Below are 2,929 nucleotides of genomic sequence, written 5' to 3'. Positions count from 1 at the left end.
CTCAACCCCCGCCCGCGGTGCCGCCCTGCCCGGGACCCACCGGCGAACGCGCCCACTGGTGGTGGTATGACCCCTTCCAACCCCAACCACCACCAACCAACAACTAGTTCGGTTATCGGAGCGGGTCAAACACGTTGGGTTATCAGCACATTCGTTCGCACTGCCGGTTGCCCACCGCGTCGTGGACACGGGGTTGACGGTGAGCAACCGCCCCGGTAGATGCCCTCACGGTCGCCGATTAAAACGGTTGTGCGGGCGGGTATTCGGCCATGGCGGGCACTGCCGATCAACGCAGCATGGTGGCCACGATCCCGGCCAGATAGCCCAGCCGGGCGACCTCCGAGGGCCGGAATTCCGGGCCGGGACGGCCGAGCACCACCGCGGTGTGCGGGTCGCCCAACGGGGCCGCGACCATCGTCACGTCCATGTCGCGCCATGCCTTCGGCACCCACTCGGCGGTGCCGTCGAGCGTCGTGGCCCGCTCCAGCGGCAGCCACGGGGCCGAGTCCGCCTTGGTCTCCGGCGCGCCCGGACTGCCGGCAAGGCGCCGCAGCTCGCCACCGGCGCCGCGCAGCACCGTGCACCAACTGACGCGCAGCACCTTGGGCGCCTCGTTGGCGAGAACCTGCAGTCGCGCCGCCTTGCCGTCGGCCGCGGCGATGTGGTCGAGCAGCTCGAGTTCGCGGTGCGCCTCCAGCAGGCCGGTGTGCGGCCGCACGCTGTCCACACGGACACCGGATAAGGACTCGGCGGCGGTGATCAGGGTGTCCGGCATGGCCCCAGGTGGCAGCTCGATCACCAGGTCGTCGGTCGCGTAACCCGCGCTGCGCTCCACTACGTCGAGCGACAAAATGTCGGCGCCCACCGAACCGAGCGCTACCGCCAGCGAACCCAAGCTGCCCGGCCGGTCGACGAGCTCGATGCGCAACAGATAGGACGGCACGGCCAACACTGTTGCACAAGGATGTGTCAGCGGCATTTCGGTTCGACCCGGTTCGGGTGCCGTCGGCCGTTCGCACCTTCGCCGCTAGGCTTTCGGATCGTGTCCCAGATCTCCCGCGACGAGGTAGCGCACTTGGCCCGGCTGTCCCGGCTGGCGCTGACCGACAGCGAGCTCGACAGCTTCGCCGGCCAGCTCGACGCCATCTTGACCCATGTCAGCCAGGTCCAGGCGGTGGACGTCACCGGCGTCGAGGCGACCGGGAACCCCCTCAAGGACGTCAACGTCACCCGTCCGGACCAGCCGACACCGTGCCTCACCCAGGCCGAGGCGCTGGCCGAGGCGCCCGAGGCCGTCGACGGCCGCTTCGGCGTCCCGCAGATCCTGGGGGACAGCGAGTGAACGACGACATCGTGCGGTCGGACGCCGCGACGCTGGCCGCCCGGATCGCCGCCAAAGAGGTGTCGTCGGTCGAGGTCACCCAGGCATGCCTGGACCAGATCGCCGCGACCGACGACCGCTACCACGCCTTCCTGCATGTGGCCGCCGACGAGGCGCTGGGCGCCGCCGCCGTCGTCGACGAGGCGGTGGCCGCCGGGGAGCGGCTGCCATCACCGCTGGCCGGGGTTCCGCTGGCGCTCAAGGACGTCTTCACCACCGTCGACATGCCCACCACCTGCGGGTCCAAGATCCTCGAGGGTTGGCGTTCCCCGTACGACGCCGCCGTCACCTCGCGCCTGCGCGCCGCGGGCATCCCGATCCTGGGCAAGACCAACATGGACGAGTTCGCGATGGGCAGCTCGACGGAGAACTCCGCCTACGGACCCACCCGCAACCCGTGGGACGTCGAGCGGGTGCCGGGTGGCTCCGGCGGCGGCAGCGCGGCGGCGTTGGCCGCGTTTCAGGCCCCGCTGGCGATCGGATCCGACACCGGCGGGTCTATCCGGCAGCCCGCCGCGCTCACCGCGACGGTGGGAGTCAAGCCCACCTATGGCACGGTGTCGCGCTACGGCCTGGTGGCGTGCGCGTCGTCGCTGGATCAGGGCGGCCCGTGCGCGCGCACGGTGCTCGACACCGCGCTGCTGCATCAGGTGATCGCCGGGCATGACCACCGCGACTCCACGTCGGTGGACGCGGCGGTGCCCGACGTCGTGGGCGCCGCCCGGGCGGGCGCGGCCGGCGACCTCAAGGGCGTGCGCGTCGGAGTGGTCAAGCAGCTGCGCGGCGAGGGTTACCAGCCCGGGGTGCTGAGCGCTTTCGAGGCCGCCGTCGAGCAGCTGACCGCCCTGGGCGCCGACGTGAGCGAGGTCGACTGCCCGCGCTTCGAGTACGCGCTGGCCGCCTACTACCTGATCCTGCCGTCCGAGGTGTCGAGCAACCTGGCCCGCTTCGACGCGATGCGTTACGGGCTGCGGGTCGGCGACGACGGCAGCCACAGCGCCGAGGAGGTGATGGCGTTGACGCGGGCCGCCGGTTTCGGGCCAGAAGTCAAGCGGCGCATCATGATCGGCACCTATGCGCTGTCGGCCGGCTACTACGACGCCTACTATAACCAGGCCCAGAAGGTGCGGACGCTAATCGCCCGCGACCTGGACGAGGCCTATCGTTCGGTGGACGTGGTGGTGTCGCCCGCGACCCCGACGACGGCGTTCCGGCTGGGGGAGAAGGTCGACGATCCGCTGGCGATGTATCTGTTCGACCTGTGCACGCTGCCGCTGAACCTGGCCGGGCACTGCGGCATGTCGGTGCCGGCCGGTTTGTCGCCGGACGACGACCTGCCCGTCGGGCTGCAGATCATGGCGCCCGCGCTGGCCGACGACCGGGTCTACCGGGTCGGCGCCGCCTACGAGGCGGCCCGCGGACCGCTGCCCTCGGCCATCTGAGCTTTCGCGCTGCCCTACTGGGTACGGGCAGGGCAAGATGAAACCATGCGGATCGGAGTGCTCACCGGAGGCGGCGACTGCCCCGGGCTCAACGCGGTCATCCGGG

At 70.8% G+C, this 2,929-nt stretch carries 5 protein-coding genes; 4 read left to right on the top strand and 1 reads right to left on the bottom strand.

What is annotated here, in order from left to right:
* On the top strand, window positions 1-107 hold a 107-nt coding region (locus BST14_RS31285), incomplete at its 5' end, for a hypothetical protein (protein ID WP_245845810.1).
* A 179-nt stretch (window positions 108-286) separates the two neighbouring features.
* On the opposite strand, the gene BST14_RS27725 is transcribed toward BST14_RS31285, so the two are convergent.
* Window positions 287-943 (bottom strand): ACT domain-containing protein, encoded by a 657-nt coding sequence (locus BST14_RS27725; RefSeq protein ID WP_142279659.1) that lies wholly within the window; start codon window positions 941-943, stop codon window positions 287-289.
* Window positions 944-1,042: 99 nt separating this feature from the next.
* Here BST14_RS27725 and gatC point away from each other — a divergent pair, with 99 nt between their 5' ends.
* From gatC to BST14_RS31280, 3 genes are all read left to right on the top strand, one after another.
* Window positions 1,043-1,342, top strand: a complete 300-nt coding sequence (gatC, locus tag BST14_RS27720) for an Asp-tRNA(Asn)/Glu-tRNA(Gln) amidotransferase subunit GatC (RefSeq protein WP_083067450.1) — start codon at window positions 1,043-1,045, stop codon at window positions 1,340-1,342.
* A complete protein-coding gene (gatA, locus tag BST14_RS27715; RefSeq protein ID WP_083067449.1) occupies window positions 1,339-2,823 on the top strand; it encodes an Asp-tRNA(Asn)/Glu-tRNA(Gln) amidotransferase subunit GatA in 1,485 nt (494 codons plus the stop codon). Before gatC ends, gatA begins: the two co-directional genes overlap by 4 nt.
* Before the next feature lie 45 nt (window positions 2,824-2,868).
* Window positions 2,869-2,929 (top strand): hypothetical protein (locus BST14_RS31280; RefSeq protein ID WP_245845809.1); only part of this gene is annotated, 61 nt, incomplete at its 3' end.

This window comes from Mycobacterium arosiense ATCC BAA-1401 = DSM 45069 (assembly GCF_002086125.1).
GTDB classification, from domain to species: domain Bacteria; phylum Actinomycetota; class Actinomycetes; order Mycobacteriales; family Mycobacteriaceae; genus Mycobacterium; species Mycobacterium arosiense.
Note: the sequence above shows the minus strand (reverse complement) of the source record. Positions and strands in the feature narration are given on the sequence as shown.